Source organism: Novosphingobium sp. NDB2Meth1, assembly GCF_900117425.1.
Taxonomy (GTDB): Bacteria; Pseudomonadota; Alphaproteobacteria; order Sphingomonadales; family Sphingomonadaceae; genus Novosphingobium.
Genome location: NZ_FPEH01000028.1, coordinates 1 through 25,484, shown reverse-complemented (window position 1 = coordinate 25,484; position 25,484 = coordinate 1). Strand labels below are relative to the sequence as shown.

34 protein-coding genes and 2 pseudogenes are annotated in these 25,484 nt (G+C 61.9%); 6 read left to right on the top strand and 30 right to left on the bottom strand.

Features of this window, described 5'->3' with window-relative positions:
- Position 1 precedes the first annotated feature (1 nt).
- Genes NDB2M1_RS17875 through NDB2M1_RS22940 form a run of 3 tightly spaced genes read right to left on the bottom strand, consistent with a single transcriptional unit; the run spans position 2 to position 2,962 of the window.
- Positions 2-286, bottom strand: a complete 285-nt coding sequence (locus NDB2M1_RS17875) for a helix-turn-helix domain-containing protein (RefSeq protein ID WP_072384191.1) — start codon at positions 284-286, stop codon at positions 2-4.
- Complete coding sequence (locus NDB2M1_RS17870) at positions 283-2,679, bottom strand: type IV secretion system DNA-binding domain-containing protein (protein WP_072384190.1); 2,397 nt, start codon at positions 2,677-2,679, stop codon at positions 283-285. Before NDB2M1_RS17870 ends, NDB2M1_RS17875 begins: the two co-directional genes overlap by 4 nt.
- Positions 2,672-2,962 carry a ribbon-helix-helix domain-containing protein gene (locus NDB2M1_RS22940; protein ID WP_072384189.1) on the bottom strand — a complete coding sequence of 97 codons (291 nt, stop codon included), beginning with the start codon at positions 2,960-2,962 and terminating at the stop codon, positions 2,672-2,674. The genes NDB2M1_RS17870 and NDB2M1_RS22940 overlap by 8 nt, the downstream gene beginning before the upstream one ends.
- A 495-nt stretch (positions 2,963-3,457) precedes the next feature.
- On the opposite strand from NDB2M1_RS22940, the gene NDB2M1_RS17860 reads away from it, so the two are divergent.
- The gene (locus tag NDB2M1_RS17860; RefSeq protein WP_072384188.1) at positions 3,458-3,724 is read left to right on the top strand and encodes a hypothetical protein; all 267 of its coding nucleotides are present in this window, start codon (positions 3,458-3,460) and stop codon (positions 3,722-3,724) included.
- A 52-nt stretch (positions 3,725-3,776) separates the two neighbouring features.
- On the opposite strand, the gene NDB2M1_RS17855 is transcribed toward NDB2M1_RS17860, so the two are convergent.
- Entirely contained in the window at positions 3,777-4,031 is a 255-nt protein-coding gene (locus NDB2M1_RS17855; protein ID WP_072384187.1) for a hypothetical protein, read from the bottom strand.
- 37 nt (positions 4,032-4,068) lie between these two features.
- Here NDB2M1_RS17855 and NDB2M1_RS22720 point away from each other — a divergent pair, with 37 nt between their 5' ends.
- Positions 4,069-4,242 (top strand): hypothetical protein, encoded by a 174-nt coding sequence (locus NDB2M1_RS22720; protein ID WP_156135669.1) that lies wholly within the window; start codon positions 4,069-4,071, stop codon positions 4,240-4,242.
- A gap of 232 nt (positions 4,243-4,474) precedes the next feature.
- Here the strand turns inward: NDB2M1_RS22720 and NDB2M1_RS17850 are convergent, their stop codons facing one another.
- Together NDB2M1_RS17850 and NDB2M1_RS17845 are read right to left on the bottom strand one after the other, a co-directional pair.
- Positions 4,475-5,041 carry a hypothetical protein gene (locus NDB2M1_RS17850; protein ID WP_072384186.1) on the bottom strand — a complete coding sequence of 189 codons (567 nt, stop codon included), beginning with the start codon at positions 5,039-5,041 and terminating at the stop codon, positions 4,475-4,477.
- Positions 5,042-5,289: 248 nt separating this feature from the next.
- A complete protein-coding gene (locus NDB2M1_RS17845) occupies positions 5,290-6,282 on the bottom strand; it encodes a DUF2493 domain-containing protein (RefSeq protein WP_072384185.1) in 993 nt (330 codons plus the stop codon).
- A 696-nt stretch (positions 6,283-6,978) separates the two neighbouring features.
- Here NDB2M1_RS17845 and NDB2M1_RS22225 point away from each other — a divergent pair.
- Both NDB2M1_RS22225 and NDB2M1_RS17835 read left to right on the top strand, forming a co-directional pair.
- A complete protein-coding gene (locus NDB2M1_RS22225; protein ID WP_143146826.1) occupies positions 6,979-8,277 on the top strand; it encodes a DUF5623 domain-containing protein in 1,299 nt (432 codons plus the stop codon).
- A 303-nt stretch (positions 8,278-8,580) separates the two neighbouring features.
- Positions 8,581-8,817: a hypothetical protein gene (locus tag NDB2M1_RS17835; protein ID WP_022675504.1), complete on the top strand. Its 237-nt coding sequence runs from the start codon at positions 8,581-8,583 to the stop codon at positions 8,815-8,817.
- Positions 8,818-8,853: 36 nt separating this feature from the next.
- Here the strand turns inward: NDB2M1_RS17835 and NDB2M1_RS17830 are convergent, their stop codons facing one another.
- The 13 genes from NDB2M1_RS17830 to NDB2M1_RS17770 form a co-directional block, all read right to left on the bottom strand.
- Positions 8,854-9,342: a single-stranded DNA-binding protein gene (locus tag NDB2M1_RS17830; protein ID WP_371328223.1), complete on the bottom strand. Its 489-nt coding sequence runs from the start codon at positions 9,340-9,342 to the stop codon at positions 8,854-8,856.
- 315 nt (positions 9,343-9,657) lie between these two features.
- On the bottom strand, positions 9,658-10,062 hold the full coding sequence (locus NDB2M1_RS17825; RefSeq protein WP_072384183.1) for a hypothetical protein: 405 nt from the start codon (positions 10,060-10,062) through the stop codon (positions 9,658-9,660).
- The gene (locus NDB2M1_RS17820; RefSeq protein WP_072384182.1) at positions 10,043-10,345 is read right to left on the bottom strand and encodes a type II toxin-antitoxin system prevent-host-death family antitoxin; all 303 of its coding nucleotides are present in this window, start codon (positions 10,343-10,345) and stop codon (positions 10,043-10,045) included. The genes NDB2M1_RS17825 and NDB2M1_RS17820 overlap by 20 nt, the downstream gene beginning before the upstream one ends.
- Before the next feature lie 75 nt (positions 10,346-10,420).
- Positions 10,421-10,792, bottom strand: a complete 372-nt coding sequence (locus tag NDB2M1_RS17815; protein ID WP_022675508.1) for a hypothetical protein — start codon at positions 10,790-10,792, stop codon at positions 10,421-10,423.
- Positions 10,786-11,301, bottom strand: coding sequence for a hypothetical protein (locus tag NDB2M1_RS17810; protein WP_072384181.1), 516 nt, complete (start codon positions 11,299-11,301; stop codon positions 10,786-10,788). Before NDB2M1_RS17810 ends, NDB2M1_RS17815 begins: the two co-directional genes overlap by 7 nt.
- A 184-nt stretch (positions 11,302-11,485) precedes the next feature.
- Positions 11,486-12,040: a DUF736 domain-containing protein gene (locus tag NDB2M1_RS17805; protein ID WP_066117567.1), complete on the bottom strand. Its 555-nt coding sequence runs from the start codon at positions 12,038-12,040 to the stop codon at positions 11,486-11,488.
- A 148-nt stretch (positions 12,041-12,188) separates the two neighbouring features.
- Entirely contained in the window at positions 12,189-12,539 is a 351-nt protein-coding gene (locus tag NDB2M1_RS17800) for a hypothetical protein (RefSeq protein WP_072384180.1), read from the bottom strand.
- A gap of 72 nt (positions 12,540-12,611) precedes the next feature.
- The gene (locus NDB2M1_RS17795) at positions 12,612-12,983 is read right to left on the bottom strand and encodes a DUF3768 domain-containing protein (protein WP_072384179.1); all 372 of its coding nucleotides are present in this window, start codon (positions 12,981-12,983) and stop codon (positions 12,612-12,614) included.
- A 59-nt stretch (positions 12,984-13,042) separates the two neighbouring features.
- Positions 13,043-14,716 (bottom strand): hypothetical protein, encoded by a 1,674-nt coding sequence (locus NDB2M1_RS17790; protein WP_072384178.1) that lies wholly within the window; start codon positions 14,714-14,716, stop codon positions 13,043-13,045.
- A gap of 235 nt (positions 14,717-14,951) precedes the next feature.
- Positions 14,952-15,404: a type II toxin-antitoxin system VapC family toxin gene (locus NDB2M1_RS17785; RefSeq protein ID WP_072384177.1), complete on the bottom strand. Its 453-nt coding sequence runs from the start codon at positions 15,402-15,404 to the stop codon at positions 14,952-14,954.
- Positions 15,404-15,673 carry a type II toxin-antitoxin system Phd/YefM family antitoxin gene (locus NDB2M1_RS17780; RefSeq protein WP_072384176.1) on the bottom strand — a complete coding sequence of 90 codons (270 nt, stop codon included), beginning with the start codon at positions 15,671-15,673 and terminating at the stop codon, positions 15,404-15,406. The genes NDB2M1_RS17785 and NDB2M1_RS17780 overlap by 1 nt, the downstream gene beginning before the upstream one ends.
- A 99-nt stretch (positions 15,674-15,772) precedes the next feature.
- Positions 15,773-16,408 carry a DUF7007 domain-containing protein gene (locus tag NDB2M1_RS17775; RefSeq protein WP_371328222.1) on the bottom strand — a complete coding sequence of 212 codons (636 nt, stop codon included), beginning with the start codon at positions 16,406-16,408 and terminating at the stop codon, positions 15,773-15,775.
- A 47-nt stretch (positions 16,409-16,455) separates the two neighbouring features.
- Entirely contained in the window at positions 16,456-17,742 is a 1,287-nt protein-coding gene (locus NDB2M1_RS17770; protein ID WP_072384198.1) for a hypothetical protein, read from the bottom strand.
- Positions 17,743-17,807: 65 nt separating this feature from the next.
- Here NDB2M1_RS17770 and NDB2M1_RS17765 point away from each other — a divergent pair, with 65 nt between their 5' ends.
- Positions 17,808-18,305: a hypothetical protein gene (locus NDB2M1_RS17765; RefSeq protein WP_072384174.1), complete on the top strand. Its 498-nt coding sequence runs from the start codon at positions 17,808-17,810 to the stop codon at positions 18,303-18,305.
- A 34-nt stretch (positions 18,306-18,339) separates the two neighbouring features.
- Here NDB2M1_RS17765 and NDB2M1_RS17760 read toward each other — a convergent pair whose 3' ends face one another.
- The 6 genes and pseudogenes from NDB2M1_RS17760 to NDB2M1_RS17735 all read right to left on the bottom strand — a co-directional run.
- Positions 18,340-18,834 carry an RES family NAD+ phosphorylase gene (locus tag NDB2M1_RS17760; RefSeq protein ID WP_072384173.1) on the bottom strand — a complete coding sequence of 165 codons (495 nt, stop codon included), beginning with the start codon at positions 18,832-18,834 and terminating at the stop codon, positions 18,340-18,342.
- A gap of 4 nt (positions 18,835-18,838) precedes the next feature.
- Positions 18,839-19,189 (bottom strand): antitoxin Xre/MbcA/ParS toxin-binding domain-containing protein, encoded by a 351-nt coding sequence (locus tag NDB2M1_RS17755; protein WP_022675518.1) that lies wholly within the window; start codon positions 19,187-19,189, stop codon positions 18,839-18,841.
- Between the two features lie 81 nt (positions 19,190-19,270).
- Positions 19,271-19,471, bottom strand: a complete 201-nt coding sequence (locus NDB2M1_RS17750; protein ID WP_039330691.1) for a hypothetical protein — start codon at positions 19,469-19,471, stop codon at positions 19,271-19,273.
- Between the two features lie 14 nt (positions 19,472-19,485).
- Positions 19,486-20,109, bottom strand: a complete 624-nt coding sequence (locus NDB2M1_RS17745; protein ID WP_072384172.1) for a DUF6927 domain-containing protein — start codon at positions 20,107-20,109, stop codon at positions 19,486-19,488.
- 11 nt (positions 20,110-20,120) lie between these two features.
- Positions 20,121-20,540, bottom strand: coding sequence for a hypothetical protein (locus NDB2M1_RS17740; RefSeq protein ID WP_072384171.1), 420 nt, complete (start codon positions 20,538-20,540; stop codon positions 20,121-20,123).
- Positions 20,492-21,058 (bottom strand): annotated as a pseudogene (locus NDB2M1_RS17735) (transposase); the annotation flags it as partial. The pseudogene NDB2M1_RS17735 and the gene NDB2M1_RS17740, both read right to left, overlap by 49 nt.
- 77 nt (positions 21,059-21,135) lie before the next feature.
- Here NDB2M1_RS17735 and NDB2M1_RS17730 point away from each other — a divergent pair.
- Positions 21,136-22,158, top strand: coding sequence for an IS110 family RNA-guided transposase (locus tag NDB2M1_RS17730; protein ID WP_072384170.1), 1,023 nt, complete (start codon positions 21,136-21,138; stop codon positions 22,156-22,158).
- A 271-nt stretch (positions 22,159-22,429) separates the two neighbouring features.
- On the opposite strand, the pseudogene NDB2M1_RS17725 reads toward NDB2M1_RS17730, so the two are convergent.
- The 5 genes and pseudogenes from NDB2M1_RS17725 to NDB2M1_RS22715 form a co-directional block, all read right to left on the bottom strand.
- A pseudogene (locus tag NDB2M1_RS17725) lies at positions 22,430-23,404 on the bottom strand (IS66 family transposase); the annotation flags it as partial.
- 61 nt (positions 23,405-23,465) lie between these two features.
- Complete coding sequence (gene tnpB / locus NDB2M1_RS17720; RefSeq protein WP_072384169.1) at positions 23,466-23,813, bottom strand: IS66 family insertion sequence element accessory protein TnpB; 348 nt, start codon at positions 23,811-23,813, stop codon at positions 23,466-23,468.
- A complete protein-coding gene (locus tag NDB2M1_RS17715; RefSeq protein ID WP_083554962.1) occupies positions 23,810-24,241 on the bottom strand; it encodes an IS66-like element accessory protein TnpA in 432 nt (143 codons plus the stop codon). Before NDB2M1_RS17715 ends, tnpB begins: the two co-directional genes overlap by 4 nt.
- A 61-nt stretch (positions 24,242-24,302) precedes the next feature.
- Entirely contained in the window at positions 24,303-24,623 is a 321-nt protein-coding gene (locus tag NDB2M1_RS17710) for a hypothetical protein (protein ID WP_072384168.1), read from the bottom strand.
- A gap of 407 nt (positions 24,624-25,030) precedes the next feature.
- Positions 25,031-25,378 carry a zincin-like metallopeptidase domain-containing protein gene (locus NDB2M1_RS22715; RefSeq protein ID WP_371328221.1) on the bottom strand — a complete coding sequence of 116 codons (348 nt, stop codon included), beginning with the start codon at positions 25,376-25,378 and terminating at the stop codon, positions 25,031-25,033.
- Between the last annotated feature and the right edge of the window lie 106 nt (positions 25,379-25,484).

The following is a 25,484-nucleotide window of genomic DNA, read 5'->3' as shown; positions in this document are numbered from 1 at the left end:
GTCAGGCCCCTTCCCGAGGCGTTGACTGGAACATCGGACGAGCGGCATCACCCAGCAGAAGCCAGGCTGGATCGACAGCGAATTTGATGCAGACAAGCGCGACGAGAGTGGCTGGCGGATCCCTGTGACCGCCTTCATAATTCTTGACCGTCTTCACCGCGATTCCGAGGTCCGAGGCGAACTCGCCCTGCGTCTTGGAAAGCGCCGCTCGCAGCGTCCGCAGCCGTAGGCCGAGGGCAACGCAGGATGCTGGTGCCGGCTTCCGGACAGTGGTGTGAACCGTCATCGTTCCGGCTCCTGATCGTCATCAATCGAAGGCTCTGCGCGGCGCTTGTCCTCGGCTCCGAAGCCATGAATGTTTTCACGCTGGACCTCGCTCTCCTGGCCCGCGTCCCGCGCATCCCTGTCGCGCTGCTGATCGGTGCGGTTCCGTACCAGACCAGAGCGCTCCTCGACATCCTTCAAAGCGAATTGCTGCTTCTCGCGTCTGTCCTTCTCGCCAGACTTGCTGAACTTGAAGGCGCTGTGGGGGTCGTGATCGCGCGTCGGTGGCCCAGCGCTCTCTTCCTCCTTGCGCTGTTCGCGCAAAACTCGTTCAGCCTCTTCGACGGTTCGTTCGACCGATCGCTCGATCTCCTCGCGCAGCCTTTCCGCTTCCTGCTCGGCATCGGTGCGCTCCGCATCGACAGGCTTTTCAGACCGCTGCGGCTGCCTGTCCGGACCGCTCTCCTCACCTGCCCTCATCAGCATCTCTGCGGCTTCCTCGGGCGTTGGAACATAGTCTGCCGCGCGCATATCCGTGACACGCACGAAGCCGGGCGCGCGCGCCTTATAGTCTTTCCAACTGAGCTCGATCCGGGCTGCCGGAAATCCGTCCGGGAACTTCACAAATCCGTGCATCGATGGAAGGTTGGAAATGTCGTCCGGGAAGACGAGTTCGGCCACCTGGGTGCGCGGGGTGATCGTCGAAGCGTCCCGGTTGCTGTTGTACCCGTAGGAATAGGCCTCATCCATCTGACGGACTTCGCGCCGACCAATGAATTCCGAGCAGCGCTGGGCAGTGGCCGGATCGGCCAGTTTAAGGATCAGCTTGGTGCCAGCGAGAGACGTGAGATGCGTCGCGCCATTCTCCCCGTAAGTGTCCTGCAAGGCACCGAAGGAATGCATTCCCAGAATAAAGGCGCCGCCGACCCCTCTGGCGGTCTGAAGGCCGTTCTCGATGGCGGGCAGACGATGGAGCGCATGGACTTCGTCAATGAGAAACCAGGTGCGCAGATTGCGGGTCCGGCCCATGCGAAACAGAGCGTTGACGGCAATGTCCATCCACAAGGTCAGCAGCGGCCGATTGAGCACAAGGTCTGGGTGGGTCGACGTGATGAAAAGGATCGATCCTTCCTTTACATCCTCGGTCATCCACTTGTTGATCGAGAAGCCGGGCTGACCGTTGGCCGGCTCAGGCAAGAAGCGGAATACGTTGGCGTTCGCATTGAAGGTTGCCCGGATCGCTTCGGCCATTTTTGCAGCTGACGGCGACATCAACGGAGCTGCGATAGTTCCTTCGAGATAGCGGCTGATTGTTTTGAGGTCGGCGTGCATCAGGAAGTAGGCAAGCCCGCCGTTCGAGCGGATGCCGAGCTTGATCATCTTCATGCACATTTCGACAAAGATTGTGCGGGCCGATTTCTGCCAGAAATCATCGTCCGCATTGCGGCCGCTCGGGACCAACGCGCTGGCGGCACTCATGAACTCGGCATAGTTGTCGCAATCGTTGAAGATCGACCAGGGTTGGCAACGCTGATCCATCGGATTGAGAATGAAGTCGGTGGTCTCTTCGTAGAAGCTCTCGACGAAGGTCCCGGTGAGGTCGAAGATGACGCACCGATGGCCCCGCGCGCGCGCCTGTGTGACGATCTTCTTGAGCTCGGTTGTCTTGCCTGCTCCAGTGGTGCCGATGAACATCGCGTGGCTCTGCTCGAGGCGCCAAGGGAACGGGACACCAGCCAGCCTGTAGGGTTGGTGAAGTCCGCGGCGAGTGCGGCTCTTGAGGCTCTCCTTGAGAACCGCATCGGGGTCCTCTGCCGGAACCCGGGCAAGGCATTCCTTCTGGTGCTCGTTCCAGTTGTACTGCTTGATCGCCGCAATGAGCACATCACGCTCGACCTTGACCGCACCGCGCTCATGGCGCTCGGTGAGAATTTCTGACCCGCGGCGTCGCGAGTAGTCAAAGAACCAGATCGTCAGCGGCACGCAAATGAAGACCGATCCCAGCATGGCTGAGACGGTCACTTGAATGGCCTTTCCCCATGCCGCCATGACGGCGGGATGAAAGGGCACCATATGCATCCGGCCCTGCACCATATCGCCCGACGGGAGGGTCAGGTTGACGGACTTCATGGGGTTCAGTCCGACCCAATTCCAGAACTCGGCAAGGACCCGCATTAGAACAAGGTTCACCTCATGGTCTTTGAAGGTGATCGCAACGAGCAGGGACAGCAGACAGAGCGTTGTCCCGGCCCATGTGTAAAGAGGGATACGCACCCCTGCCCAGGTCATCAGAATCTGATGGTGAAACAGCTGCGATCCGCGAGTGAAATTGCCGGCATTTCGCTTCACTTTTCCGCGCGCGGAATCATGTGTCAGCATGACGGCTTTCTTGCTGAAACGGATGTCCTCACGCATGGTATTCACGCACGTTGCGCAGAGCCATGTCGATGAGCTCGTTGACGTCCTCGGGGTATTGCCGTTCGACCAGAAGCGACAGCGCGAGCTGAGTATGCTCGAGGATCGTCAGAGCGCGTTCGGCATTGAGCGCGATGCCAAGGTTGAGAAGGGGGAGGCCGACGGCGATCGAGGCGCGGATGGCTTCGGCGCGCGAAACGCCCTTGGCCGCAGCAAACGTGTCGAGCTCGCGCAGTACCTCTTCGGAGAGGCCGATGCCGATGCCTTTGAAGACTTTACCCATGCAAACCTCACAAGGTTATGCATGGCTTGGATACCGCAGGCGCATTTATACCGTAGCCGAAACGCCATGAAAAGCGCTTTGCGATCCGAAACATGTTGCGGCGCTATATCTCTGATTTCACATACTTTAGACGTTCTCCGTAAGTGCCCGAAACATGTTTCGCCGATCCCCAGGGTCGCCTATTTGCTTCTAACCTCCTGCAATTAAACGTGATTCGTTCCGAAACGCCTTACGGTCAAACCGTGTTCGGTGTGCTTTCTCAGGGACTTGGCGGCTATGTGCTGAAATCACGGGTTTGGTGGGAGTCGCATGTCGGGGGTGGCATTCCGGAAGGAAGCCAGGCCGAAGGCCGGCGTGGACCGATAGCGAGGACTGCATTGCATCCACGACCCTCGGCAATGCGCATCTCGGAGCCTCAGCGGCGCGGTGCCATTATGATTGTCCGCGAGGGCGCAGAAGCATCAGACAAAAAAACGTCTCGATTTGACCCCACAGATGGTTATCATCTGCCAGTCAAACGAGACGCGAGGAATGGGCCTTATGGTGTCAAAGGTTGAACGCGAGCGCGCTGCTCTTGAAGCCGCTGAAAAGGAGTTAGCGGAGCGCAAGAAAAAGCTCGCTGAACTCGAACAGGAAGAGGCGGAGAAGCAGCTCGCCAGACTGGTGCGAAAGGTTGGGCAAGACCGGGCAATCCAGCTGCTCGAACTCGCCGTCAAAGTGAAGCCCAAAGCGGCGATCGACGCGCTGACCAAATTGGGCTGAGGGGCAGAGTGACACAAAGACCTTTGGGTGCGGCGACCCGCACCCGTTGGGCTCAATACTCGTCGCCCATTTTGCCGGTTGCGGTGTAGACAATGTCGTCGATCAGATGCAGCGGAAGCTCACCGTAGTCACCTTCCTCGATCAGCAGATATGAGCCATCTCCGGCCTGGACCACGTGCACATCGAAGAAGGTGTGATAGGAGCGCCGTTCTGCCTGCATGATCTTCTCATCGAGTGCGATGATGTCGGTATCAATCTGGCGGATCGTGGCGGTGTCAGCTTCATAGGCTTCTGCGGTGTAGCACATCGTTGCCTCCTGTCGTTGGCGGCTCGTCCGCCATGCCATGAAACAGCGCTCCGGATGTGCTCGGGTCACCGGAGCGAAGCGGAGGCTTGACCGCAAACTGGTCGAGTGGTGCGGAAGTCCGCTTGCGGACTTCCCGGTCGGCCTGTTTGTGGTTGACCCGGGCATGTCCGGAGTGCTCATGGCGATGGTGGTGGACGGGCCATTGGCATGAGGCTGAAGTCGGATTTACACCGCGCCTTGGGAGCGTCGCCGTCTTCGCGCAGAGCGCTGGTTCCATGGCATGAGAAAAGGGCACCACGACTTGAGGCCGGGCACCCTTTTCCCTTGCCGAACGAGCGGGAGGCTGTTCGTCGATCGACCTGAAACTGGTTAGCGCTGTGTATTCAGAAACGGGAGCAAGATTGCCATTCAGCGGATGAGCAGTGCTTTACCTGAGAGCGCGCTCACGGCGCCCATTCCATTGTTGGAAACTGTTCGCCGCAATCGGTGTATGCAAGGACCGACAGGCTTTCGAAGACGGTCTCGATCTGGGCACTGCGAAAGGCTTCAGCGGTATGGTGATCGCTAAGCAGGGCACGTAGCGCATCCAGCGAGATTTCCCCCTCTGAACCGTCGCCCTGCCCCAGTGCCCGCACAACCTTGGCGGAAAGTTCCGATGGCAGCAGGATGTCGCGCGCAAGGGCGATATGCTCGGAGACCATGATTGTGATCGGGGAGGGTCCGCCGGGGCAGTGGACACGCAGCGTTCGCCCAAGAAACAGCGCCTCCTCGACAATCGCAATCACCTCGGCGCGCCAGTCAAAGCAGGCGGCAAAGCTTGCGAGGGAAAGAGGGTTCGCGTTGACTTCGAAGTTGAGCGGTGTAGCCGAGAATTCGTGACTCTCGGTTTCGATGTCGGCATGGCCCGCGTGCAGCCGCCGCATCAAGCTTGCGAGCTCGAGCGCGGAGATTTCCGCAGGTTCGGAATGGAGCCGAGTGGTCTTGTCCTTCACCCTGAATGTGACGAGCATCTTTACCTCCTGCTGCTGCTCGCCATCTTGCTTTCCCCCTCCTCTTTTAGGGGTGAGGACCGGATACTGAGCGGGGCCATTCTCACCGATCTCGGCCCGCCCTTTGCATGTTCCAATCGGCGCTTAGCATCTGGCACCAGCGGGCTTCCTCCGTGACGGGCAAGGGGGGTTCGATGCCCCCTGAGCCCGTGCTCGCACGAAAGAAGATTGGAAGGCCCCGGTCAGAGCCGGAGCCTTCCATAAAGCGCTCATGCGAGGCTGCGTGAGCCTGGCTTGCGCTGATCACTGATGCGCCGGATGTGGAGCGGCACTCCCGCCTGGCGGAGGCGCTGTGCCAAGTTGGACTGGATGCCGGAACCCTCGCCGATAATCGCCTCGACCGGCCCCAGCTTCACGATGTTCTCATTGCGCAAGAACGGGGCACGGTTGCCGTGGCGACGATCGGGCATGAAGAGGATGGTTTGCACCCTGTTCCGCTGTGCCCAGGCATTCGCCATGGCATCGACGCCCTTGCGCATGCCGGTCGTGCCCAGAACCATCGTCGGGATGCGGGCCTTGATGTCATCGAGGATCTCCCAGATCATCTCGAAATCATGCCAGTCCTGCTGGCCGCCAGAGACGATCACCAGCGGACCATCGGGCTGGAACTGTGCCCGCCGGTCCCTTGCCCGAGCGGCAAGGTAATCCTGCGCCTGGACCTGCGAGGCGGTCACGCCATTCTTGCTGACCTGCGACCCGCGCGTGGCTGTGAATACCCGGCCTGTTTCGACCCGGTAGACGTCGGCAGCATGGTCCCGCATTGCCTCGAGCGCTTCTCGGCATCCTTGCAGCGTCTGGCAGAGCGCCTGTGTCTCCTCGAGTTCCACGGCGTAGATCTCCGAAGGATCAAAGTGACGAGCGAGCTCACCCAGCTTCTTGGCGGCATCGTCTTCGCGCCCCTCGGCCAGACGGGCGGTCATGTGAAACGAGTTGACCATGCCCCAGGCAAGTTGCTGCGCGAACTCCTCCATGCGCGTGTCCTTGAGGACATCGAAGATCGTTCCGATAGCCATCTCCACGGCGCGGCGCGCCATGTCGGGATCGGGCATTTCAGCTGCGATCGGTTCATCGATGATGCTCAGCTTGGCAAGATCGCTATGCTCGACAAAGGCACCGTCGTAGGATTCGACGATACCATCACGGTTGTCCGCGAGCTCTATGCGCGCATTGGCGAGATCAGCGAAGCTGTTGAATTTCTGCATGGGTAGCCTCCGATTGTTGAAATCGTCCCCACATCGGGAACGGCCGAAAACCCATCGGTTGGGAGGCGTGCAGTCAGGGACGGCGAGCGATGCTCGCCGCCGCCGCAGCGGGCGTGGGGGTGCCGATTTTCTGCGCACTTGCCGCAAGCGCAGCGCAGTGGGCACGTGTGCGGAAAATTGGGGGAACCGCGATCCTTGACGAGCGCCGGAGACCGATATGTTTCGGCAGGTGTTCCTGTGTGTGGAAGAGACGTTCCCGCCCCCGAGCAAGAGACGAAGGCAGGACCGGTCAGGCGCCTCGGCGCCACGCCGGGCCGCCCCTTCGGCCCTGCGCAGGGGTTACAGCGGGAACACCGCCATTCCATTGTGCGCGGATGTGGTGCCAAAGCCGATCGGCCTGAGCAGCCAGCGCTGCTTGATTGCGCTAACTGGCTGCCCGGTTCGTATGAGATTATCCCGAGGGGGGATGCAGTTTCGCCGGACTTTTCAACTTGAAGTCGGCCCAGCGACTGTTGTCACGATTCGCCTGATCGCTTAAAAGATAAAGCGCTCCCGGCAGGAGCATGACGCCCGTCTCAAAGCCAAGCTGTCGATCAGCACTGCCGCGATATCTCACGATCCCTTGCAACATGTTGTTCGGGCTTGAGTGCTGGTGGTTGACGGGCGACGCTACATTTCAAGCCGCGGAGAACAATCATGTCGATTGCTAACGTGCGGCCGTCTAATCTGGCCAACATCAAGCGCCTCGCGAACCAACTGAAAAAACGAGATGGCATTCCTCATCGACGGGCCCTCGACTTGGCCGCGCGAAGCGCGGGCTTTGAACGATACGAACATGCTCGCACTTCCATAGGGAATAGGTCTGCCCGGGTGTTCCTGACCGGGTACTGGGAAGACCTGGAGACGTTCGAGCGGGGTCGTGAATCTCTGCCCGTCACCCTATCGCGGCCGCTCTTGGAACTGGTTTCGAAAGCCGAGCTCAAGCTTGTCGGCGGTCTCGCATCCATGCGCGTGGCTGCATCCGACCATCTCGTGAAAGACATGGTCGGGCCAACACGAGAGTATGTTCGCGACAGCTTGTGCAAGGCAGCGCGAGCTCTGCGGTTCATGGAAATGACCGGTCTACGTCCTTGCGACTACCTCGAAGCTAGCCGCGCCATGGCTGATCTCGATGAGGAACTGCCTGGCAACGACCATTCGAGCTATTGGAAGCTGCCGGCCAGCGGACAGTTCATACTCATCGATGAGCCCTATTCCGGGCCGATCGTGAGCGATGAACGGGCAGCTTGGGCAAAGCGGAACGGTTGGGATCTCGTCGCCGCAGACTGGCCTGGTCTGTACTTTCCGTATCGCTGTACCATCTTCGTCGCTTCCAAGCGTACTGAGGACTTCGATTTTGATGCCCTTGTGAGGAGTATCAACGCACTGCCTGCTCCAGAAACACCAGAGCATTGGGCCGGGTCATCGATGCCCAATCACGACGTCTTTATCTCGCCGCAAGCGGCAACGCCGCAAGACAAGCGCCGTGCAAAGGCAAAGGGCACCATCGTTGCGCGTCCCTCCCGGCAAACGCTCCCCTATCACCGCGACATGATCGGATACGATCGCAAGCCGAATGGCAGCATGACGCTGGTTCAGCATCAGCTAGCAGGACGTTTGCTGCGTGCAATCTTGCAATCGAACAGCAAGCCCGGAGCGGTGAACTGGCGCGTCGACAAGCTCATGCGCGTACTCGTCGATTGGCTCTACGCCGACGTGCCGCATCAACAACTCAACGCCCTGGATGACCCCATCGACCTCTATTATGGCGACATGTCTCCAGACGATCCGCTGTTCAGCCGTGCCAACTCGCCAAGCGGTGTGGAAAGCCTCCTGATCGAGCTGAAGGGGCTCCTCGAAGGCGCCTATCCGCAATGCGCTCCTCTGCGGAAGCTAACCGGAAGAATCGACACTGCCTTGAAAATCACGCGATCGGGCGCAGGACGAAAAGCCTGAGAGCGCCGCCGCCAGACAGGGTTGGGTCCGCGCGTGCCGAGACGGCGGCATTTGCCGCCGACAAGCGCGCCGCGACCCAACCCGTCAGCGATCGTCACCCGTCTGGGCCGAGACCCTGAAAGGGACTCGGTGGAGCCGGACCGTCGTTGGCTGCCGGACGAAGTCCCGGCGCCAAGGGCGGTTGGCGGAGTAGAGCGCGATCCCGGCCGAAGGCCAGGGGGACGGCAAGCACCTGCTCGTATTTTTCCTGCCCGCCCCCTGTCTTCCTTGACTCCCAATGTTCTTATATTGTTCTAACCAACCATGAGCAGCAAACGTCTGGATACCGTGGCCGATCTGGTTCGCCATGGCCTCAACGCGCAGGTAGAATGTCTCGGCTGCTACCGCGTTGTGATCGTTCCGGCAGCCAAACTACGAGATCAATGCTTTGCCAAATCCATCCCGATGAAGCTGGAAATCGTCGCGCGGCACTTGCGCTGCAACTGCGGTCACCGCGGGACGAAGCTGGACGCCACCGGTGTCCAGCTGTCGCCCCCCTGAAAGGGCTCGGGCGACGCCTGCGCGCCGCCCTGCCGGTCACAAGAACTCGACGTTCTCGGCGATGATCTCGCAGCCGTAGCGGTCGTTGCCGTCGGCGTCCTGCCAGCGCGAGTAGTGGATGCGGCCCGTCACGGCGAGCTGGTCACCCTTGGCCTTGTGTTGGCGCAGCGGGAGCCCGAGGCCATTGAAGACGGTGACCTTGTGGAACTCGGCATCCTTGACCGGGTAGCCGGTTTCCGGGTCCTTCTGGACCTTGCCGTCGCGGATGACCGGGCGTTCGGTCAGGAGGATCAGTTCGGTGATGCGGGTGTCGCTACGGTCGCGGGCAACGGGATCCTTGGCGAGACGGCCGACGAGGTTGACGATGTTCATTGCAAGAGCCTCCTTGGTGCCGACGGCTCGTCCGCCGGTGCCCTTGTCGAGCCTCGGCGGGAGAGCTGGGACACCGCGCGCTTCCGCGCGCGGGGAACCTCGGAAATCGAGGTGGTGCGGGCAGCCCGGCTTGCCGGGCAACACGGCTCGCATTTCTGCAGGTTGGCCCTAAGCTCGACCAGAGAGGCATGGGCACTGGGCGGCGGACGTGCGGTTGGCACAGGAGCTTATCGCACGCCTGGACATCAACTTCGCCGCGGACCGGCTTGCTATTGACGATGATGATCACCGGATAATTCGCCCGCCCTTGCCGATCCCGGTGAGCGAGAGGTCCCTCTGCGGCACTGGTCCGGAATACCCGACTTCGGCCACCTCCGGCGCCAATCCACAACGCTGGCGTCACTGGCCTGGCGTTGATGCACGAGCAGACAAGGCTCCAAGGAGCAGGCTGCCTCGGCGTTCCGGAAATCAATCGCGATCGACGGCAGCGGCGCCCCAGGCTCCGATGGCATCGATGATCTTTGCTGTGAACCGCGGTGGGAGTCGTCCGGCAATGTACCCGGGCTGCTTCATCAGGGGTCTGATGTCGAACCCGGGCCAGGTGAACCGGTTGAATTCCGAAACGACAATCGCGCTACCCGGAACGAGCCCGGCTGTGCGTGCGATCTCATCGGGGATGGGGATGGCGTTCTTGCGCCCCTCGCCCTTGGTCGTGATCGCGGCAACCAGATAGCGCGAGCCGTCCACACCCACGACGACGACGGAGCGTTCCTTGACGCCTTCGTCGCGGCCTCGTCTCTGCTCTTCCTCGAAGAGATAGACGTAACGGAGGATATGGCCTGCGGCGGGTCGGTCAGTCTTCCCAGCGGTCATTGGCAAGTTCACTGGCCGAAGGCCGTGCATTGGCAAAAGCCTTGCGGTCGGCTCCGGTCATGTCGGACGAAGCGACAGCTTCGATATTCATGTGGCCGGCGATCACACCGCGTGCCGCCTGTTCAAGATGGCGGAAATACTCGCTATCTGCGATTACATGCCGCTCGCGGCCATGGCTGGTCAGGACGACCGGCTGCTTGGTTGCCAGATCGAGGAACTCGCCGGTGTTGTTGTGAAACTGGGTTAGGGGAACCCTGGGGTGCTCATTCGCCGCCGTTGGCATGGTGGTATCTCCTCTTGGCCTTAAAATAGCAATTATTGCCAAAATAGCAAGATTTCTGTGGCGCCACTCGCCGCGCTAGTCGTCCCCATCTCTCGCCAGCGGCTCAGACAGCCACGGGACGAGGCCCGCATCAATCGCAATGCCCAGTGTCCTTGCGAGGCGGCAGGCTCGAGCGATTGACCCGTCTGGAACATCGAGCGCCCTTTCAATGTGCCCAAGGGTTTCGCCAGCGCCAGGCGCACAGACCGCGTGAAGCTTGCCCGGCTGTGCCGTGATGGCAAAAGGCCAAGTCATCGCGACACCGACAACCCGTTCATCGAGAACAAGCAGGGTGTCACCGGCTGCGATGCTCTCGTCGGTCTGCACGGCGTCGTAGGCATTGCCCGTCGAGGCGAACGCATGGATCCGCCAGACGCTGAAGGCGAAGCGCTCGCTGTCGGTCAGCATGGCAGGCTCCCTTCGGAAAAGGCGCGCTGCGCCGCCTCCGGGAAGGCCGCGTTGAGGTTGCGGTGGATCGGCCCGGAGGACTCCGGAAAGAATGCGCCGGTGCTGCTCGGCCGTGTGATCCGCAGCGCGCTTGCGACTGCATCCACGACGAAACCCGCAAGCTGACTGCTGGCTGTCAGTTTGCCGAATTCCGGCGGTGCAAACCCGGCTTGATGCCAAAAGGCAAAGCCGGTCTCGAGGGTCTCGATATAGCTGGCATGGCTACCATCGTCCTGTTCGTCATCGATGCTCGCCTCGACCGTCCGGTAGGTCCCGAAATCATGGGCGTTAGCCTTGATCCGCAGGGTGATCCCTGCGGGCGGAGGCCCGGCGACCGCGATCAGCGCAGCCCTGTAGAGCATTGCTTCCGCGGTATTCACGAGGTCGAAGTTCTGGGTGTGGCCGATCTGCGCACAGTCTTCGTTCCACGGAGCCCCGCCAAGATCGAGAGTCCAGTTTGTCTGTGCCATTCAAGCCTCCTTTGCTTGAACGGCACCTCCCCCTTCTCTCTCGCAGGCAGAGTTTCCGCTGCAGGTCGGCTCGGCTTGCAAGCACCGGGCAAAAGAAAAGGCCCGCCCGCGACGAATGCGCGGACGGGCCTTCCCGATGTGACCGGCGCGGGTCGCGGCACCGGTCACCGGGGGCTTGTCCCGGTCAGGCGTCGACGCTCGCGCGCGTCTTGCCCTTGGGTGCCGGAGCAGTGCTGTCGCCCAGACCGTCGCCGGTGGCAGCAGCGCTGTCAACGCTGCGGTCGCTGGCCGGTTCGTCGCCGGTGGCAGTCAGCGGCGGCAGGGCGCCTTCACTCTCGCTGCCGAAGCCGTCGAGCGAGGCCTTGGGCTTCGAGCGGCGCCAGGCGACGTTGTAGCTGCCATCGTTCTGCTGGAACATGGCGACCGGGATCGGCGCCGAGAGGCTGGGATCGTCGATCTGGCCCGAGAGGAAGCACTCGCCGGTCTCGTTCGACGAGTATTCCCAGAGCGCGCCGATCTTGACCCAGCTGCGGCGGTCCGCCGAGAGCGCCATGAGGTCGAACTTGGGTGCCCGCTCGTTGGTGGATTCGAAGGCCCGCAGTGCAACCGTCGCGCTGAAGGTCAGGGTGGTGATGCGGCCGATGTGAACGCCTTCTGCGTTGGCCTTGAGGGTGCCGATGTTCATGTCGAAGTTCTCCTGATGCCGTCCGAACCCCTTGTCCGGAACACCTTCTCCCATCCCCCTCTCCTCCGGGCCTCTGGCCCGGCCCGTGCGCCAGCCACCGCAGGCGCGCGTCATCCTGTCCAGCCCAGAGGGCTGAGGAGTCTCGATAGGTGGATTGGAGCTGAACCGGCCCTGCTTCGAGCCAGGCGCGGTCTGTAACGACCTAAGCCTCGGGCTCGGACCCGTCCTTGATCTGGTTGAGGCGCGCCATAAACGCCTTGGCTTCGAGCTGATTGGGTCCATCGCGCGTGGCGAGGCAGGCCATCCTGTCGATCTCGAGCTGTGCGGCAAGACTTGCCTCGATATGGCAATAGGGCTCGAGCGCGCGGATTGCGTCAACCGCGCGGGGCAGCTCGCCGAAAGCGGTTCCGACCCATACGAGTTCGATTTCCTCCCCGTCTTCGTCAGGGAGGCTCAGAACCTGCGCGAAATAGGTCTGAAGCGGTCGGTCCCATCCGACATAGGCACTGGCAGCTGCAATCCCGTCACGAAGCGGTACTTTGTGCCTGCTCATGCGCTCGTTACCTCCCCACCATTTACGTGGCCTATGCCCCGCGGCGCAGTGACATGTCCGCCCCTGAACTGATCAGTAGTCCGCTGGCCGCATCAGCGTGATGACGCGCCGTGTCATCGCTGGATTGGCCGGATCCTCGGACCCGAATGCCAGTTCGGTGTCGTAATAATCGACTTTCATCAGCACCTTGATGCCATCGACATCCATGCTTGCAAAGTCTCGCTCGGGCGAATCCGGGGCGAAGGTGCAATGGCGCAGAGCGGCCATCAACCGAGCCTGAACCATCATGCTTTGTGCCACGGTGTCGCCGCCGAATTCTGCAAGCAACCCGGAGGTCATGACGATGCGGGCCGTTCGGTCACGGCCCTGGCGCGCGGCATCATTGAGCAGCGCAATGCGCTCGGTGCGTTGCCGCGCGCAAGTGAGGTCAGATGTGTCATGCATTGGAGGTCTCCTCCTGATCCAAGAGACGACGAGCGGACAACCGGACGGCCTCGCGGGACTCAGCCCGCAGGTTGAAAAGCGGAAAGCTGAACATCGATCGCGGTCCCGGCAGCAACGGTAATGGCAACCTGCCGGTCCTTGGGAATGACCCAGAGGATGCCGGCAAGCGTGTCGTGGATACGCGCCGCAATGGCCTCGTCCTCGCCGAGCAGCACCCGGGCCGCGAGCTCGCGCGCATCGCGCAAGAAGTGCTCGTGCTGGGTGTCCCAGGAGTCGGCCTCGCTGTCGTCGTTCGCGCAGAAACAGACGTTCTCGATCAGATCGACCAGCGTTTCAGGAGTCAGCGCCGGACCCGGAACATAGGCAATGCGGATCTGGTCGATGCCGCTGTACCAGCCATCCTCGCCGACGACGAAGGCGACATCTGCCGAGATCCGTTCCTCGCGCTGCGTTTCGCTGGCGCGGTGGAAGACGCAGAACCTCAGCTCGATCGTCTCGGCACGAACATGGTCATCGAGCGGGGGGAAGCTGCCGTTTTCGGCGATGACGTGGCCCTGCTCTCCGGCTGCAACATAGAAGCGCACGTTGCCGAGCTGATGCAGCGCGTCATACCAGCCATAGCCAGCGTATGCGGGATGGTTCTCGACGAGGTGCGGGCGCAAGGGGTGGTCGCGCAGCGCGCGCTCCAGTCCCTGGGCAGTATCGGGCTCAAGATCCGCGACAAGGATCGTGTCCGCACCTGCTGCGATTTCCTCATACTCGACATTGACGTTGTCGCTCTCCGCAATGGCAGCATGCCAGCGGGGCAGGCAGGGGTCGGCCTCCGGCAGGGCAACCCCAAGATCGCGCCCTTCCTTCCAGTTCTCGAAGGAAAGCCGGTGCTGGCCTCTGTGCGCCAGCGCGGCATAGATCGTGCGCCTGCAGGCTGCCTGCAGCGCCGCAAAGGCGGCATTCTCGACGAATTCCTTGCGCGCCGGGAGCACAAGGGCAAGGCCCGGGGTGGCCCCGATATCGAGCCGGGCATGGTATGTTTTGCCGCCAAGGCTCTCCGAGACGCTGGCAAGCTTGCGGGTGAGCACCATACCATGGAAATTCGTCGTGGGGTCCTGGTGGTATTCGCGCCCCTCGAACACGCCGATCTGGCTGCCGTTCCACTCGGCAACGTAGATCGCCTCGGCGAGGAAGTCCTCGCGCGGCATTTCCGTGCCATTGAAGAACACCGACAGTGGGTAGAACTTCGCGACTTCGCGCAGAATCCGCTCGGTCGTCTGCTCGCTCACTCCGGGCATCAGGAAGGTGATGGTCGTACCGACCGGGCGAGCAAAGGGCCGCACGGCAATGTCCTGCGCGCCGGTCCAGCCATCCGCGGGGACATGCACCGACCATCCGGTGTCGGCATTGGCATGACGTGAGCTGAACCGGGTATCCTTGCCCGCGAGGCTGAAGACACCCATGCCTGCCGGGTCTTCGGCCTCATGGATGTGCTGGCTCCAGCCCGAATCCCCCAGCGCAATCATGGTCTGGGGATCGGCGACCCCGGTTCCATCATCGACAAGGGTCAATCGCGCTGCGTCCTGATCGGCGCAGCAGGCGATATCAATCCGGGACGCGCCAGCGCGGCGACTGTTCTGGAGGAGCTCGCCGAGGATATCGCCGATGGTGCCGTTGAAGAGGCGCGTGACGTTGGTGATGGTCTTCGGGCTGACGCTGGGTCGGATGATTGTTGGTTTCATAGCAAAGGGTCTTCCATCGCATTGGTTCGCCCTTCCCCTTCCCCTCCCCCTTCCCTTCACATCGGCGGCTTGGTGCGCAGCCAGAGCCGGTTGGCCTTCGGGCCGCGCAATCAGGTCACGTGCCCGAGACACACGTGCCTTAGACGTTAGATTGATTGCGTGGAGAGCCACGCCGAGCTCCGCTAAATCTTGCCGTGCGGCTCAGTCGCTTGCACGCGAGCCTGAAGCCCAAAACTCAACAAGCGATAACGTTTACATGGCCTTGGGCCGCGTAGTCGATGATCTTGCCGTCGCGCGTGATGATAGGAATTTGATGATGTCTTGCTGTCGCGATGACGAACCTGTCTGCAGGGTCACCGTGCAAGGGCTCAGGCAGATGCGAGGACGCAATAGCAATTTCCGGAAGCAGTGGTGCTTGCTTGATACCAGGACCGCCCATGAAGCGGGCAAACCAGCTTTGCGGGTCGGGAAGAAAGGTAAGCGTCGGACTGATGCCGCTGCGCACGCGGCTCAACAATCCGACCTCCCAAGCCGATGCGGGTGACACCAAAACTCCGCCTGCGAGCGCGGCATGTGAAATGGCCGCGAGCGCCTCTTGAGCAAGCACATCGCCGTTGGCGAGCCAGATGACCGCGCAGGTATCCAGCAGGACAGCGTTCGGCAATTCTGAGGGTTTTTTCTTCGTCATCACCCGTGCAACGCGCCTTCGCTTGCACCTAGCGGTTCATCAAGTACCGGTGAGAGGAGGTCAAACCCTTCGGGAATGCTCACGGAGCCAGACATAAAACCGTGCAGCGTTTTAACGGCATCGGCCATGCTGGGTGGCGGCGTCAACACCGCGACGGCGTGACCTCGTTTGGTGATGGTCACCTGATCGAGATCGCGACGTGCCAGTCGGTCAAGGATTGCGAGACAGTTGGCCTTGAAGTCTGCCGCGCCGTAGGTTTCGGCTCGCATCTGACACTCCTATAGTCATGCCTTATGACTGGTTACATACGATGACCATATTGTAAAGTCCATAAGCAACGGCAAACGCAACGTGTTTGGAGGGCATATTCAGCCCACTCGTTTCGGTCGCAGGGCCTCTGGCATCGGGATTACCTCGTGCGCCGTATCACGCAGCGCCGTAACCTCGCCGCGCGCGGCGTAGAGGTCCTTGGCGATGAGCGCGCAGACTTCGGCCTCGCCATAGGTTGGCCGGCCAAGGTGATCGACGCGCTCGACTTGTCGGGCAATCACGCCGACTTTGCCTTCCGGCACCCATTCGGCCCAATCGCCCCAGGCGCTGGTCACGCAGAATTCGCCGATCGCGGCCATATAGGCCTTGCGCGTCCGCAGGATCGCAGAGGAATTCTCCTCTACGGCCTCGCCGGTGAAGGCCCTGAAGCGGTCCGGGTGCCAACATCGGGTGGTATCGCGGGCAAGCTGCAGGAAGCCCGCAGAGCAGGAGCCCTGCCCTTCAAGCTCGCTGGTGAAAGCAAGGATCGGAAGCCCCCAATCGCAATCTTCTTCGTAGGCCCCGCCTTCGATCTGTAGCGCCGCTGGCATGGCGGCCTGTCTCTGATCGGACAGAATGATGCCGCCGTGGCTGGCGGTCATAACTGACCATATGCCGGGGGCCAGCTGATCGGCCTGCTGGACGGCGCCCCAGATGGAAGTGGAGGGGCGCGGTGATGGGGCAAAACATGGCATGAGCGAACTCTCCTGTTGCAGGTTCGCTTAGACCCTCCCCCTCTTCTTCAGCTCAGGATCCCGAGAGCGGTCCGGGCAACGATCTCGGGCGTGACGTCTCGAAGAGCGAGGGCCGCCACCGGTCCAAGCTGCGAAAGACGAGTCCGCTCGATTGCCCTGAGGGCGAGATAATCCTCGTCGGACGACTGGAGGATTTGCAGCGCGAAGCGGCACTCCTGTCCGGTGTTGTCGTCAAGAAGGGCGATCAGGAAATCCGGCCTTACGGAGACGTCCGGAAATGGCAGATCGAAGAGGATCTTCTTCACCGCCATCCGGATGTCCCGGCGTCGCAGGATATACTGCGCGTCTTGGAGCGTCCGCAGAACGTCTCGGTCGTGGTCTCGCTCTGTCGGCACGAACTGGTTGCCGCTCAAGACAGGCTGAGCGTAGGCGCGCAGCGCGACATAGCCCTCCTTCCTGCTGTGCTCGCCGACGACGGCGAGCACAAGAAACGGCGGCTCAACTTCGGCGCGGATGATCCCGGTGTGCTGGATGCGGTTCCGGACCGTGATCGTGCCGAGACCGGTGACGATCTCGGTGGAAGTGACCGCATTGGCCTCGAGCAGAAGAAACGCCTGGGGCGCGAATTCATGAGGCCATCTCTCGGCCGCGGCGCGCAGCCGGGCGTGAACCCGCCGCTTCTCGTAATCGATCGCGTTGGTGTAGAGATGGGCCGAGAGCGGAACCCCGGGCGCAATCTCGAGACCTTGCGCAGCCCGGCGCAGGAAACGCATCTCCTGGCTGATCGAGCCCTCCCGTGGCCCTGCTGGCGGAAGCTCGCGCAGCACGTTGGAACCCGCCCGCTCGAGCAGCAGCCACAGCAGTTTGCCGAGGCGCGGGATTGCAACACCGCGCGACCGGTCGTCTGGCTCACTGTAGTCCGGTTTCTGGGCGAGTTTCTCCGGCGCCTTCTGGTGCGCGTTGAACAGGCCATCTGGAACATCGAGCGCGTAGAGCGAATCCCTTGCTGTCTCGCGGATGCGCGGCGGTGCCTGGGGCAGGAAAAATGGACACGCCGGCGCATGCATCGGCCTCGAAGTCAGCCGCCGCAGGTAATAGGTTTCCTGAAAGCTCAGGTAGGCCGGGCTCAGCAGCGGCGGCGCGGTGACCTCGCCCAGACAATCGCAGGCGAGCCATTTGTGATTCTCGCGCGCTGTCACGACGAGGGAGACGCAGGCCCGGTGATCGGCCTCGTTGCCATGGCCCGTGTACCAGCGGACCAAGGCTGCCCGCAGACCGTCGCCAATGGCGACGCGCCCGGTGCTACCTGTGGTGTCCTTGGCCACCAACCACATGGTCTGACGCTCTTGACCGCCCCTTTTGTTCACTCTATGTTCGTCACATAGAGGAATTCTGTCTTATGAACAAGGTATTCGATCTCGGCCAATTCGACCTCGATCTGACGCTGCGCGATGCATCGGTTGACCCACTGGTGACGCCTACGCGGCGCTCGCTCGCCAACGCCTCGATTGGCGTCGAAGCGTTCGATGCCTACTATTCGGCGCGCGAACTCTACGAAGCGCTGCAGGGGGTTTTCCTGGGCACACCCGGTGCCAAGAACAAGCTGACGCAGGTGCTTTCGTGCCAGTGCGATGATTATCAGCGGTGTCTCTACTACACGCTGGCGGGGCGCGGCATCGTCCAGATGCTGGATGATCTCGAATGGCTGCTCGATCTCCTGCGCCCTCGCTGCGAAATGTCGGGGAAGCTCCTTCGCTCCGGCGAGAGGCCTGCACCGCAGGTCAATCCTTATGTCGCAAGTGAGCCCGACGGGCCCGTTCCAGCACGCTCGGCCGACTTCGTCGAGGGACCCTCGTGGTATCTCGATCCGTCGCTTGGCGGCCGGATCGAAGACTAGGCAGGCATCAGCTTGCCGGCCTAATAGGCAGAAATCAGGGATCGCGCAGGCCAAGCCGGTCGTCGTCATCTACGAGCGTGATGCGCCCTTCCCAGTGCCACAGGACAAGGTTGAGAGCGTCGGCGGAAGCGCCGCGGGCGTAGCTCGGCACGACAATGCCCACATAGCCTTGCGCGATCGCGGCCTCCGCCAGATCTTGCGTCGGGACCGGTTTGCCTGAGAGCATCCGATCACGCCACGCCGGGTCGGCGAGCTCAGCCGGTGCGATACCGAAAGGCCGCAATGCAGCCGTATCGCGGCCATCGAGCAACGGTCCGATATCGGCCTGATAAGCGACGAGCGTGGTGGGCTGGAGGGTGCCAACCTGATTGGCCTCGCGCAGCGCGGTCTCTGGGGCGAGGGAAGTATAGAGCGCGCTGCGCCCGATGCGATTGAACCGTCCGCCAAACCGGGCCGCCCCCTCCCCTGAGAGGGGTTCGCGGGACCAGACCGGATTGTGGGCGCGGTAGAGCAGCCCGGTGAAGTGCATGAGGCTAGGCGTGAATGCCGGCGTCGACGGCGTCGATATAGGTCAGAACGTCATCGGCCCGGTTGTTCTGCACAAGCTGCATTGCAGTCTGGCCCGAAAAGCCCGGCAGCGGCTCAGAGCGGTACCAGGCATAGGCCAGCAAGGCTGAACCGAACCGCGGTTCGACCTTGTTGAGCACTTCGACCATCTGCCGAAGGCGGCGCTGGGTACGATCGGAGGCAATCCGGTCCTTGCGCTGGATCGCGTCCTTGCCGAGACCCAGCGAGCGCGCCAGTTCGTCGCTGGTGGTGCGCAGCGCATCGACGATTTTGCGCGGAGCAAACGCGCCATTGTCCGCATAGTTCTGAATCGCCATTGCAAAGCTCCATGAATTCTGACGCGATATAGCGTCATTCTGCGTGGCTTTCAAGCTGCCATAGGGCTGGCGCCGAGTTCGTCACAGGACGACAACTTGCAGTTCGATCGCACCGGGTGGGTTTTCTCCCGTCGGCATGACACAGAAGGGCTGGAGCGTGTTGCCGGTTCTGACCACAGCGTGGCTCTTCCCGGTTTTCGCGCTCATCCGGATGGCGACGCGCTCGGCATTGGCCCGCCCGCAAAGGACACGGCGGCGCGGATCGAGGCTGGCAGAAGTCATGGAAGAGGCCCTCGCTACTGTGCTATCGGGAAGAAGGTCTTGATCCTTCGGGCGGGACGAATGATCTCGAAGCGCCGCTCCATCAGCCGGGAGATACGATAGGCCCCGAAGCCATCGGGTGTCCGCAGCTCGATCTTGCTCCCGCGCTTGCTGACCCGGAACTCGCGGTGTTCGCTGCCGTCAGTAAAGCGCAGCGGTTCGGGAAGCCGCAGGATGTCGCCATCGGCAACCTTTCGCTCCTTGAGACGCAGCATGGCGTAACACCGGTTGCGCCAGTCCAGGGCATAGGGGTGCGAGGATGAGGTGAGCAGTTCCAGGATGCTTCGCGGGCAATTCGCCTCGACGGGGCCGGATTGCTCATCCATGTCCTTATACCCGAAGATCAGGCCATCGGCCGCCTTCGGGTTCCAGCGGACCAGGCAGATAACCGCTGTCACATAGAGCCTTTCGCGGCCTTCACCGTACCGCTCGACGGCTGCATAGTAGGTGCTGCCGGTGAAGACGCTCTTGAGGACCCGGCACCCCCGGAACGGAGCATCTTCGCAGGCCTCGCGTTCGTAGGTCAGCTGATCGTCGAGATAGGCTTTAGGCGTCTCAAACCCTCCCATCCCTGTGCGGTGCATATAGAGCCAGCCCATGTGCGTGTCCTTCAGATGAGCCCCGGCTGAGCCGGAGGTGCGATTTGCAGTTCGCGGGCGATCCGCGCTGTGAGTGCCGGAATGTCGGCAAGCGCGGTGATCGGAGCCTTGCGCATGACCGCACCGGGGGGCTTCCAGAACGGGTTCCGCCAGGCGAGACCCGGTTCGCCGAACCGCTCGGGGCTGATGCGGATGTAGACACCGTCTGCTTCGAGCACATGCTCACCGGCGAGGGCCTCCTGCGAGGTGTAGTAGCTGATGCGGTAGGCGGAATGATCGAGCCCGATCCCGGCTGCGATCTGGCGCAGCGCGCGCGTACCCTCGCGCCGGTAGTGTCGCAGTTCTTCGGGACGATAGGTAAGCGTGGCCTGAAGGCCGCGGCTTAGGCGGCCTCGGCGATGTGCGGTTGCTCGTCGGCTGTCCAGTTCCAAGGCATGAGCTCGTCCCAGCGGGAGGCCGGCCATCCACCTGCGATCTTCTCGATGACATCGGCGATGTAAGCCTGCGGCTCGATGCCATTGAGCTTTGCCGTCTCGATGACCGAATAGATGGCAGCGGCGCGCTCTCCTCCAGCCTGTGATCCCGCGAATAGCCAATTCTTCCGGCCGATCGCCACTGTGCGCATCGCGCGCTCGGCAATGTTGTTGTCGATCTCGGCCAAGCCGTCGTCAACGAAGCGTGTGAGCGCAATCCAGCGCTTGCGACCATAGGCGAGCGCCTTTGCCATCGCCGACTTGGGCGACAGACGGCGCAAGGCATCGTCGATGGCCGAGCGTAGCTCATCGACCATAGGCCTGGTGCTTTCCTGTCGCCGTTGCTTGCGAATATCAGGTGGTTGTCCGCGAACTTCGTCCTCAATCCGGTAGAGCGCGGCGATCCGTTCCAGGAGATCGGTAGTCAACGGCGTTGGGCTGGTCTGGTGGTTCTCGAAGATCTTGCGACGGAAATGATGGCATGGATGCCCCCGCTCGACTCCACGATCTGTTGGACCATGATGTTGGCGGCAGAGAATGAAGGAGCATTGCCATGAATGAAGCAGTTGCCCTTGTTGGGCTCGATATTGCCAAGAGTGTATTCCAGGTCCACGCTGCCAATCGGAGTGGCCACGTACTGTTCCGGCGAAAGCTGAAGCGGGATGACGTCGAGCCTTTCTTCCGCGAACTCCCACCATGTCAGGTCGGACTGGAAGCTTGCCCGGGCTCGCACCACTGGGCCCGCCTCCTCAGAGATTGTGGACATGACGCAAGGCTACTTCCTGCTCAATTCGTACGCCCCTACGTCAAGTCCAACAAGAACGACGCGGCAGACGCTGAAGCGATTTGTGAGGCAATGACACGACCAACCATGCGGTTCGTGCCTATCAAGCACAAGCAACAGCAAGAGGTGTTGGTGATCCATCGCGTCCGGGAGATGCTCATCCGTCAGCGGACTCAGGTCATCAACGCCATCAGGGGGCACTTGGCCGAGTTTGGGATTGTTGGTCCGAACCGGGCCCACAACATAGGACTACTCACCACGCTGGTCGAAGATGACGAGGACGCCAGGTTGCCACCTGTCGCGCGTCATGCACTGAAGTTTCTGGTTCTTCAGTTGCGGCAGACCAAGGCAAAACTTGAGCAGATCGACACGGAATTGGTCAAACTGGCCGCCCAGATTGCGGAGTGCCGGCGCCTGATGAGTATCCCGGGCGTCGGTGTTGTCACAGCGACGGCCCTAGTTGCGTCGATGCGAGACCCGCAGGACTTCAAGTCTGGCCGTCACTTCGCTGCGTGGCTCGGGCTGGTTCCCCGACAGAACTCCACGGGCGGTGTCGACAAGTTGGGTGGCATCAGCAAGCGCGGAGACGGATATCTACGCCGGCTGTTGATCCATGGCAGCAGGTCCGTCATGCGCTGGCGAGGGCGGAGTTGGCTTTGGTTAGCGCGGTTGCGCGATCGGCGACCAGCCAACGTCGCGACTGTGGCCATTGCGAACAAGACGGCGAGGGTTGTTTGGGCTCTGCTGCGCTATGGCGGGACTTACGATAATCCAGCGCGACAAGCGGCCTGAAGGTAAAACGGGTTCGGCCATAGTAAGGCCGCCGCGGATGCGAGGATCGTTCTGAGTATGATGGCAACACCGGGCGAACCGGAGCTGGCATAGACCCGTTGGGCGCATCGAGCTTTGAGCTCGTGAGACGTGATTGGGAGCTAGCTTGCGGATTTACCATCAAGGCCGGCGGAGCGGGGCGCTTCGCCGCGACAGGCCGAATAGATGACCGCAGCCGCGGATCTTGCCAGACAGAACCAGAAAGGCCTTGCAAGAGCGGGGGCATCCATAGATGCGCCCAGCAGGCGACCTCCTGAATCCGGTTGTCAGCATAGAGCTTCTCGTAACCGGCGTAGCCGTCGGCCTGAAGGAGGCCTGTGAAGTTCTTCAACTCGGTCTGCGGATGGATACCGCTGCGGTCGGGCGTGAACCTGTACCACACCATCGCCGCTGCGGTTGATCCGCTGGCCCGGTCGTCGACCACATAAGTCCACAACCGGCCCTGCGCGGTCTTGCCCTTACCGGGCATCAGCATCGGCACGGGTGTGTCATCGCTGTGGATCTTGGCGGCCTTCAGGCCTTCCTCGCGGATCCGGGAGACAATGGGGTCGAGCAGATGCGCAGCTTGTCCTGCCCACCCGGCCAGCGTCGAACGGTCGATGTCGAGGCCTTGCGCGGCCATCATCTCGGCCTGCCGGTAGAGCGGCAGGTGATGATCGAACTTGGATACGACCACATGCGCGAGCGTGGCGAAGGTCGCCTTGCCGCGGGCAATCGCCTTCACCGGTGCCGGCGCCTGCACAATCTTCTCGCAGGAACGGCAGCTGTACTTGGGGCGGATCGTGCGGATGACGCGCCACTGCACGGGCAGGACATCCAGCATCTCGTCGCTGTCCTCACCCAAGGAGCGCAAGGTGCCGCCACAATCGGGGCAATTGCAGTGACCCGCTTCAGGTTCGATCCGCTGCTCGGCGCGTGGAAGATGGGGCGGCAGGGTGCGAACCGACGATGGCCGTTCGGACCTGCCTGCTGATGTATCCTTGCGGGCATCGGCCACAGCAGCCTCGCCTTCGAGTTCTTCGAGCGTCAGTTCGAGCTGTTCAATTTGCGCCGACAGCTTCTCGGACGATTGCCCGAACGTCATGCGGCGCAGCTGTGCCAGCTGGAAACGTAGCGTGTCGATTAACGTATCGCGGGCCACCAATGCAGCTTCCAGCTCGGCGATCCGGGCGTCTTTATCTGACCAAGAGGAGGCTGCGTCCGACACCGTGATCCACTAGCAAAACAGGACATCCGGTGCCAGAAAAACCACGCAAATCTGGGACTTTTTATCCTGCCAGAAGCGGTACGGCGGTGCGTTCTGGACGGCGCCAGTCGATGCCTTCGAGCAGCATGGAAAGCTGGGCCGAGGTGAGGCTGACTTTGCCTGTCTTCGTCACCGGCCAGACAAATTTGCCGCGGTCCATACGCTTGGAAAACAGGCACATCCCCTGGCCATCGAACCAGAGCAGCTTGATCAGATCGCCGCGCTTTCCGCGAAAGGCAAACAGTGCGCCGGAATGCGGGGACTGTTCCAGAACCTGCTGGATCAATACCGCCAGCCCGTCGAAGCCCTTTCTCATGTCTGTCGTCCCGCAGGCCAGGTAAACCCGCGTTGAGGGTGGCAACGGGATCATCGGCTGAGCACGGCAATCACCCGGGCAAGGGCGTCGGCATCGACCATCGCGTCCACGGTCAGGCGGACACCTGTCGCCAGTTCGATGCCTATCTGCCCGCAACGGGGTGGCACCGCTGGCGTAATATCGCGGACGACCGGATCTGCGACCTCAACCTCTGAGAACGTCGGCAAGGCCGTTGAGCGGAAGCCAGTCAGTTCTCCCGACATCGCCTGTCGGCGCCACGTGTAGACCGCCCCGCTGCCGACCTCGTGCCGGTCGCATGCAGCCCGGACCGAACCGTCCGGCCCAAACGCATCCCGCAGGATCGCCAGCTTCTGCTCCACCGTCCAACGACGGCGGCCAGATATGCGGCCGACCACCTCAATACGAGTAGTCATATGACCACTCATATGACTACTTGCTCGATCCGCCTCGCTATCGTCCATCTACGCCACCCCATCAAAGGAGTGGCTATCAGCGCTTCAATCCCGTGCCACGCAAGGCGGCCTACAGCCCACGGTTACGACGATAGTCGATCCCGCGCTTGACCAGCGCAATGATCGCAGGTCGGTGCTTGAGCTCGCCGAGGCGCTCGATGCACTGTGCCCGCAAGATCTGGTCGTCGGCCTCGCAGGTTGTCGGCCTTCCGTCGGCAATGCGCTGAAGGTGGCGAGTGAGGAGCAGAACCGCGGGACAGGTGGCGACCTGCCGGCCTGCGAGGCGCACATCATCGACGGCCTCGTTCAATGCTCGCAGCGCGGTCTCGAACGTCGTCAGCCCATCGGGCTCGAGCGCGCGGCGGTAACGATAATCGATGTCGCAGGACATGCGGCTTCCTTTCCATTGCAAGTGCAATGGCCTCCTCCCCCTCCCCTCAATGCAGACTGCGGTGATGTTTCCCTGAGCTTCTCAGGGACAGTGGCTCATAGATCATCGGCCGTAAGAGAGCCCCGGGAGCGACCTGTTCGAGGATTCTCGCAATCGCCGAGACCGCAGCGCCAGCCTCGGTTGTCTGGATAACCAGGGAGCCGCCCTGCCCCGGATCGGACACCAGTGACCAACCGGGTTCTCCTTTGCCGAGGAGGCTCTCCAGGACCGCATGACGGTTCCGCCCGGGGAACAGCACCCCAACATGGTCGCCGAGCGCTGCGCCAATGTCCGCAGAACCTCCGCTCGCAAGGTCGCTGGCATAGCGGCTCAGCTGCGCAAGCCGCACCGCGTCGTCTGCGGTTGGCTCAAGCGTAAGCCGGAACTGGCGCCTCTTCATGGGCTTCCTCCGCAGGTTCACTCTCATAGCCCGAATAGGCTGCAAGCAGGTTGAAAGCCTGATCGGCCTTGGCGGCAGCCGTAATGATCGCGGTCTTGTCGGATTTCAGGATATCGAGCCAATGAGCGATGTAGCTGGCGTGGCTTTCATGGAGGTCTGCGGGGAGGCCCAGCTCATAGCAGATCCGGGCACTGACCTGCTCCGCGACCAGTTCCTCGAAGGCGTAGGCCTTGTCGCCGAACCGCTTGCCGAATGTGCGCGCGAGCCGCGAGGGGTGCCCGCTCCAATGGCCGAGTTCGTGGTAGGTCCCATCCATAACGTGTCCTTTCTGTCCTCTTCTGCCAATCAAGCAGGACACATGATCCGAGCCCCCTCTTCTCTGCCGGACAGGGAGGGCCCGAGGGCCCTTCCTGTCCGGTTGC